Below are 7,472 nucleotides of genomic sequence, written 5' to 3'. Positions count from 1 at the left end.
CGGCAGCTCCTACAGGCCCGATAGCGGTAGGTCTTGGCCGATGATGCTGGCTGTGCTGCCGTCATCGCGAGCAAGCTCGCCCCACAGGTATCTACCCTTACGCGCCCTTGTGGCGAGGGAGCTTGCTCCCGCTGGGCTGCGCAGCAGCCCCCAACAACCTAGCTACCCCCCCCTTCAAACTCCGCCTCCAACATCATCAAAAACGCCTCCCGGGCAGGATGCCGACCCGCGTTTTCATGCCAATAAAACAGATTGTCCACGCCCGCCAATTCCGGAAATTCGTACCCCGTCCAACCCGCCCCCTGGCGATACTGCTCATAGATCCCCCTGGGAACCAGCGAAACACCCGCCCCAGCGCTGACACAGCCAACGATAGCGCCATAGCTGGCGATGCTGATGATCGGCTGCACCTCACCGTGGCGCAGCAGCCACTGCTCCAGTGCCAGGCGGTACGGACAACCGACAGGCCACATGAAAATCGCCTTGCCTTGCAAATCCGCCGCACTGCGCAGCGGGCCAAGGGAATCGGCAGCAATGAGCACCAGATCCTCACGGTACATCACCGCTCGCTTCAGCCCGGGCCGCTCCACGTCAACCGCGACAATCGCAGCGTCGAGCCGGTGGTGCCGGATATCGTCCAGCAACTGAGCCCAGGTTCCCGTGCTCAGTTCCAGCGACACCTGCGGGTACTGCGCGTGATATTTAGCCAACAACTGGGGCAGGCGCCCGGTGGCGCTGGACTCGATCGCACCAATGCGCAACGGCCCACTCGGAGCGTTGGAGGGTGCGATTGCGCGACGGGCCTCTTCCGTCAGGCTGAGGATTCTCGTCGCATATTCCAGGAATATCTGTCCCGCCGGGCTGACTCGCACCCCACGTCCGTCGCGGAAAAACAACGACGTGCCGAGCTCCCGCTCCAGCGACTTGAGACGTGCAGTAATGTTGGACGGAACGCAGTGCAGCGTTTCAGCGGCGCGCGCAATGCTGCCGGTGTCGCAGACCGCTTTCACCATGCGCAGTTGGGACAGTTCCATAGCTCACCCAAAGTGAATGATTGACTGAGTTTAAGTCACTTGTGGTGACAAGCCGCGTTTTCGATACTCCGAGACATGCACTTGGATGAAGACGCCGCTGATGCTCAATAAAGGTTCGGAACGATCGGGCGTAAAGGTGACCCTGGCAGCAACCTTCGTCATTGTGTGCTGGGCCTATTCCCCGATTGGCATTCGCATCGGTCTCCAGGCCTACGCACCCGACCACCTGGCCTTGATTAGATTTCTCATCGCCTCGACGTTCATGGCCGTATTGGCCTCGGTCAAGGGCATCGGCCTGCCTCGATTGAAGGACCTGCCACAGCTCGCCCTGCTGGGTTTTTTCGCCGTCAGCCTGCATCACATCGCCCTCAACTACGGGCAGCGAGGTGTCAGCGCTGGCGCCGCCAGTGTCCTGGCCCAATCCACACCATTGTTCAGTGCGCTACTGGCGCATTTCGCCTTCAAGAACAGCGTCAATGCGTGGCAGTGGATGTGCGTGCTGTTGGGGTTGGCGGGCGCTGCCGTAGTGGTCATGGGAGATCGCGGTTTGGGTCAGATAAATGCCCATGGGCTGCTGATCCTCCTGGCAGCATTATCCTGGAGCTTGTATTTCGCCCTGCAAAAACGCCATTGCCATCGCTACGACGGCTTGACCATGGTCTGTTACACCGTCTGGTCGGGCACCGCCCTGTTATTCGTATTCGCGCCTGGGCTGCTGGACGAGGCAAGACAAGCGCCCACTTCGGTGAACCTGGCGGTGCTGATGCTGGGCATCTTTCCCAGCGCGCTGGCCTACCTTGCCTGGGCCTATGTCCTCGCCCGCAGCGACGTGAGCCGAGCCTCCATGGCGCTTTACCTGATCCCTCCGGCCGCCATGCTGATGGCCTCGATGATCCTCGCCGAACGTCCGTCGGCGATGGTCATCGTCGGGGCTGCCATCGTGCTGACCAGCGTCCTTGCACTCAACCTTGACCCTACAAGGCTGCAAGCGAAACTCGGAAAGCGGAACACCTAATTTCCGAAATTTCCCACACCAAAACCCTTGAACTTCGCGCTACGGTCACATCCCAACCACAAGCCGGGAATGTCAAGGATGAACGAAGTGACCAACAAAGCCGTGATCGTATTCAGCGGCGGCCAGGATTCCACCACCTGCCTGATCCACGCATTACCCCAGTACGACGAAATCCATTGCATCACCTTCGACTACGGCCAGCGCCATCGCGCCGAAATTGAAGTGGCGAAGGACCTCGCCAGGCATTTTGGCGTGACGGCCCACAAGGTCCTGGATACCACGTTATTGAACGAACTGGCGGTCAGCAGCCTGACTCGCGACAACATTCCGGTTCCGTCGGCGAACAGCAGCAAGGACGGACCGCCTAATACATTCGTGCCGGGTCGCAATATCCTGTTTCTGACGTTGGCGTCGATCTATGCCTATCAGGTAGGGGCTGAAGCGGTGATCACCGGTGTGTGCGAGACGGATTTTTCAGGGTATCCGGATTGCCGGGACAGTTTTGTCAAAGCCATGAACATCGCGATTGAAACCGGCATGGATTACAAATTGCGCATCGAGACTCCGTTGATGTGGCTGAATAAAGCAGAGACTTGGGCACTGGCGGATTATTACAACCAGCTGGAGTTGGTGATGAATCGTACGCTGACTTGTTATAACGGGGTTGTGGGCAGTGGGTGTGGGGGATGTGATGCTTGCAGTCTTCGTGCAGGGGGGCTGAAGGCTTTTACTGAGAATAGGGGAAGGGTTAGCAAGACACTAAAAAATAAAATAAATCTATAAAAAACACTAAGACCGATGGCCATCAAATTGACAGCCATCCTCTTCAGACAGGCGAGCCTCGACGATCCATCAACAATCAACGCTAACTCAACACTCAAGAAGGTTTCGTCTTGAAAAGATACAGGCCCGTCACCGGTACCGACTGCATCATCGCTTCGTTATTGATCGACACTGAAGGACGCTGGACGTCTTGCATGAAACCGCGGCCGACCGCATTCGCGCCGCCACTCAGTTTCTTAAAAACCTGGCACTCGAAAGGGGTGCCTATAGCGAATTAGCTCGCGTGCTGGTGGTTTCATTGCGCGAAGGTTGCGATTTGCTGGACGTCGTCGGGCGCCGCTTACAGTCGCAAGTTGCACTCTGACAAAAGAATAAGGCGCCTTGCGGCGCCCTCGAAAACAAGCTTCCATTGGCTGACATCAGGCAAGCATCAACGTCCCGCAGATAACGAAAAACCAAATGATACTTCCCGCTGCAATCCAGGCGTAGTTTGAAAGGGTAAGTTTAGCGTTCTGATGCCCCTCCGGATCCCCTTCAAGACGGTTGATAGCTGTTTGGACGCGAAGCATGATAAAAGATTGAAAGATCAGCAAGGTCAACGCCATAGGAAAAATAGCCTTCGAATTAACCCCGACAACACAAATATAAGTGCTTATGCCTGCTGCTAATATTGCGCCCACCATGAGGTTTTGCGGATGCCAGTTATAGTGCCTTTTTGAAATACGCAGCTGTCGGTCTATTTTCATGAATAAGGAGTACAGGAAAAATATGCCCAGCACCGTACGACCTACCGGCCAGATTTTTGCGCCCACGGCTAATCGATAGGCCTTCCAATTTCTATAGTTCCAATAAATAAAATAGTACCCAAAGGTCATACACAACATAATGACCAGCTTGTTTTTTCCTACCACGTAAAACATGGGCATCGCACTGCCGAGCTCTACCTCTGTGCAGCATGGGGTGGTTTTTAAATGTGCGCTCATAAATAACTCCCAGATCCTTTTTAACGGAGGCGTTGGAGAACAGCAAAAAAATAATTTACCCCAGCCATCCCCGCCCGGTTCTCAGCACCTATTCCAGCCGCATTAGTTCAGCGCCAGGCTAAGACTTAAGCTGCCAGCGACGGTTTTTAGCTGGATGTTGATCTTTATCTAAATTTAATCAGTACGGCTGCGATCACCATCCAAATGACGGCTGTGATCATCACCGTCATCTTGATGATCAGTAGGCGTTTTAGGTGTGGTGGAAAATTTTTAACATCCATCGGGTCCACATCTCCGAGACGAATGGAGGCTCTGGGCCATACCACCATACCTGCGATCGAGGTAACTAATACGCACCCCCCAATCAAACCTCGCCCTCTCCATGCGCCCCCCCACAGATATATATATCGGCTGTTCTTCATAGCCTCCATCATTGCGTCCAGATGTCGATGACTCAGATACAAAGTGAATATAAACCCAAGAAATCCCAGCAGACTTGGGCCGCCAGCAACGATGATTGCAATCCACGGCGGCCAACTATCGATGCCGCTCATGGAACTACGGCTTCATAAATTTTCTCACCAGCATATTCGCCTCCGACGCCACCGAGCGTCGTACCTCCCCATGCGCCAGTCCCCACCAAGGCCGCAACACAAAGCGCCCCCCCCAATGCCATATGTACGGAGGCCGATCGCCAAGCAGAGTCGAGCACCGGCATATTTGGATACCGTCGCACCACCCAATGCACCACCAAAGGTAGATCCGACAAATTTCCCCCCCTCGGTAAACCTGACCCGCTCACAAGCCTCCTCTGAACCCCCGTTACACACAGCCTGAACCGCGAGAACCGAAGACACCCCACCAATCCCAATCCCGACATACCCGCCCATCTGCATATATTTCGCTGCACGACTGGTGCTTTCCACATGCGTGGCGTATCCCGGTATCTGCCCCGGCGCCCCAGCCTTGTTCCAGTGATGAACCAGACTGCGGCTCGAAATGCCAAGAGCGGTTTTCAACTTGGGGTGATCGCCCAGCGTCGTATGGCCGCGCAGGCGGGTGGAATTCAGCAAGTGCGCGTCCAACTGGGCGAGCAGGAGTTTGCGTTCGGTAAAGAATTGCGCTGATTTGAGATGCCCATGCTGGCGATAACTGTCCTGATGCAAGCGCTCCATGGCTTGCAGGGTGTCGCGCAGGCTCGCCAGGTGTTTTTCCATCACCACGGCGCTCACGCCCAGCCAAGTCGAGGTCTGGCCGGTGAAGCTGGCGATCTCGGCCGCGTGGCGGTGCATGAAGTCGGCTTGTTCGGCCGTCAGGTCTTCGAGTGCGGCATTGACTGTTTCCGCCGCCGCCATCACCTGCGCTTCTTCGCGAGTGCATTGCAGGTTGTTCGGGTCGCTCAACACGATCATCGAGCCGGCTTTGACAACATCGCGGTGAGGGTTCAACGCTCGGAATTTGCGCAGCACCTGCGGGTCGGGCGCGGGGAAGAGCGTGGCTTCCAGAGCTTCACGGCTCAAGCTTTCAGGGACGACATAGAAGCCCGGTTCCTGAGGTTCCAGGCGGGTGGATGCCTCGAATGCTGTGTTGCTTGAAGGGGCGAAGCCCGAGTGGCGCGACGTAGCGGGAACGGTGTTCGCGGGCTGTGAAACCGGTTCCGCGGCTCGGCTGGCTTGCGGTGCAGCGCCGGCTTTTCTGTAAGTGGCCGAGAGTAGCGATGGAATCAACCGAGCGTTACAAGGGCAACTGCTGACGCTGTCCAGCGTGCCGGCGTTACGCCGGCCATTGCTGGTCATGCCCGCGATGCCGCCCACAATCTGATAAGTCTTCCCATCCTTGCCACAAGAAACCGGATCACCTTCACGGGCACGAGCGATACCATTCATTCGGTTGTGTGCGTTCCCATCCAGCACCTTCCCACCACAGGTGGTTTCGTCACCGAGTCCAATGTAATAACCCCGGTTCATTGGATGGCGTCCTTCATCTCATCCGATGGCAGGTCGGCCCCCTGCGCCTGATCAATCGCGGGGAGGAAGTCTTCCGCCATCGGCACGCCTTCACGGTCGATGAGCAAGAGCGCCCCTTGTGGCGTGTTGATAATTTCATCGCCATTGCTCAGAACGCTACCTACCAGCGCAACATGGCTGTTGCCCGCGCCTGCGCCAGTGACGATCCGTGCAGTGCTCCCATCGGCATACACAACCTGATCACCCTTGCTCGCTGCGCGGGCCTGGCGTCCGTCCGCCAACGGCAATTCCAGCGGTGCCGTACCTTGTTGGATTACCCCACCGTCGCGGGTCTGGCTGCCTTCGGTGGCGACTCGGTAAATGGCGATCGGGGGATGAGCCTGGGCGTATGCCTGTTGTTGGTTAACGCTCGCCAGAGCGTGCTCGTCGAAACCAGCAAGTTGCTGAACAGTGAAAGGTGAGTCGTCCAGGCGACGGAGATATTCAGCGGATGCTTCGTTGGTATAGGCGAGTTGCAAGGATGCGTGCATTTTTCAAGGCTCCTACTCAGGGGTAGTCATTCGCTTGGCCTGTGCCAAGCCGAACGAATTTCAGAGCCATGGATAAAACGTTGCATCACGGGCAAGACGCAATCCCAACGGGTATGGATTTCGAACGATTAGGAAGAGTCCTAGGCGAAAAAGCGATTTTTCCTACGCTGCGGAGGACTTGTTTGCAGGGTTAGCTTGGCAAGCGGGGTATGGCGGCGCGGGTGTCATGGGTACACCGCCTTCACTGGCGTTCTCGATAGCTTCAGGCTCGCGGTGTCTGAAGCAGCGCCATTAGTTGGACGAGGCGCCGCAATTCAGGGTAACGGACTGATCGCCATCAGGCTATATCACGAAAAAGGGCGCCTTTCAGCGCCCTCTCAAATAGCCCGGATCAGAGAAACCGGGTTATTGGGCTTGAATCAACTTGCTCTCCGCCACCCCGGCGCGGCCGGTTTTATCATCGACGACCTGCAGGTTGTTACGAGCCTTGATGAAACCCACTTTCACTTCCTGCCAGACAAAATAGTTCTTGCCGGCTTCTGTGCTGAGCTTGAGCTCCGAATCGTTTTCGGCAGAAGACACCAGCGTCTGCTGGCCGGCCGGTACCGTTAGCATCAAATACGACTTGGCAACGGTTTGTCCGACCGCTTTGCCGTTGAGCGTTACTGGCATTTTTACCCCGGCGCCCATGCTCTCGTTGCGGTAAAGGTAGATGTTCGCTTTGTCAGGGACGGTCTGGAAGGTTTTCGCCTGCGCATCCTGGGTGTCATCGGCCATTTTCACCGAAGCACAGCCGGTAGTCAGCGCGGCAACTGCCAACAAGGCAGTAAAGGTCAACTGCTTGAACATCCTGTTTCTCCATGGATTGGGTTGGTCGAACAATGGGATATCGGCCGAGGCGTTGGAAAACTAAAGCAATCTTCGTAGGCCGGCCACGGTGGATGCGTCATGGCGCCTGACAACAACAAGCCTCAAGACCAGGCAGGTAACTCCACCCCATCAGTCAACAACGCCACAAATGCCTTCGCCATCGGCGACCGCTGGTCCTTGCGCTGTACCAGCCACACCGCCGACACCGCCGCCGGGTCAAGCAGCGGTCGGTACACCACCCCATCGATGCGCATGCGCTGATAAGACGCCGGCAGCACCGAGACGCCCAG

Annotated in this window: 9 protein-coding genes and 1 pseudogene; 3 read left to right on the top strand and 7 right to left on the bottom strand. The window is 56.6% G+C overall.

Annotated elements, in window-relative coordinates; translation table 11 throughout:
• Positions 1-158: 158 nt before the first annotated feature.
• A complete protein-coding gene (locus tag OC610_RS17170) occupies positions 159-1,034 on the bottom strand; it encodes a LysR family transcriptional regulator (protein WP_264429283.1) in 876 nt (291 codons plus the stop codon).
• 85 nt (positions 1,035-1,119) lie between these two features.
• On the opposite strand from OC610_RS17170, the gene OC610_RS17165 reads away from it, so the two are divergent.
• The 3 genes and pseudogenes from OC610_RS17165 to OC610_RS17155 all read left to right on the top strand — a co-directional run bounded on the left by OC610_RS17165 (position 1,120) and on the right by OC610_RS17155 (position 3,196).
• Positions 1,120-2,049 (top strand): DMT family transporter, encoded by a 930-nt coding sequence (locus OC610_RS17165; protein ID WP_264429281.1) that lies wholly within the window; start codon positions 1,120-1,122, stop codon positions 2,047-2,049.
• A gap of 78 nt (positions 2,050-2,127) precedes the next feature.
• Positions 2,128-2,832 carry a 7-cyano-7-deazaguanine synthase QueC gene (gene queC / locus OC610_RS17160; protein WP_264429279.1) on the top strand — a complete coding sequence of 235 codons (705 nt, stop codon included), beginning with the start codon at positions 2,128-2,130 and terminating at the stop codon, positions 2,830-2,832.
• A gap of 110 nt (positions 2,833-2,942) precedes the next feature.
• A pseudogene (locus OC610_RS17155) lies at positions 2,943-3,196 on the top strand (hypothetical protein).
• Between the two features lie 55 nt (positions 3,197-3,251).
• On the opposite strand, the gene OC610_RS17150 reads toward OC610_RS17155, so the two are convergent.
• From OC610_RS17150 to OC610_RS17125, 6 genes are all read right to left on the bottom strand, one after another.
• On the bottom strand, positions 3,252-3,815 hold the full coding sequence (locus OC610_RS17150) for a hypothetical protein (RefSeq protein ID WP_264429278.1): 564 nt from the start codon (positions 3,813-3,815) through the stop codon (positions 3,252-3,254).
• A gap of 164 nt (positions 3,816-3,979) precedes the next feature.
• On the bottom strand, positions 3,980-4,369 hold the full coding sequence (locus OC610_RS17145; protein ID WP_264429276.1) for a hypothetical protein: 390 nt from the start codon (positions 4,367-4,369) through the stop codon (positions 3,980-3,982).
• 24 nt (positions 4,370-4,393) lie between these two features.
• Entirely contained in the window at positions 4,394-5,782 is a 1,389-nt protein-coding gene (locus tag OC610_RS17140; protein ID WP_264429274.1) for a PAAR domain-containing protein, read from the bottom strand.
• On the bottom strand, positions 5,779-6,312 hold the full coding sequence (locus OC610_RS17135; RefSeq protein WP_264429273.1) for a hypothetical protein: 534 nt from the start codon (positions 6,310-6,312) through the stop codon (positions 5,779-5,781). The genes OC610_RS17140 and OC610_RS17135 overlap by 4 nt, the downstream gene beginning before the upstream one ends.
• 405 nt (positions 6,313-6,717) lie before the next feature.
• Positions 6,718-7,161 (bottom strand): DUF2846 domain-containing protein, encoded by a 444-nt coding sequence (locus OC610_RS17130; protein WP_198797411.1) that lies wholly within the window; start codon positions 7,159-7,161, stop codon positions 6,718-6,720.
• Positions 7,162-7,283: 122 nt separating this feature from the next.
• Positions 7,284-7,472 (bottom strand): LysR substrate-binding domain-containing protein (locus OC610_RS17125; RefSeq protein WP_264429272.1); only part of this gene is annotated, 189 nt, incomplete at its 5' end.

This window comes from Pseudomonas agronomica (assembly GCF_025917275.1).
GTDB classification, from domain to species: Bacteria; Pseudomonadota; Gammaproteobacteria; order Pseudomonadales; family Pseudomonadaceae; genus Aquipseudomonas; species Aquipseudomonas agronomica.
This window is presented reverse-complemented; position numbering and strand designations above follow the sequence as displayed.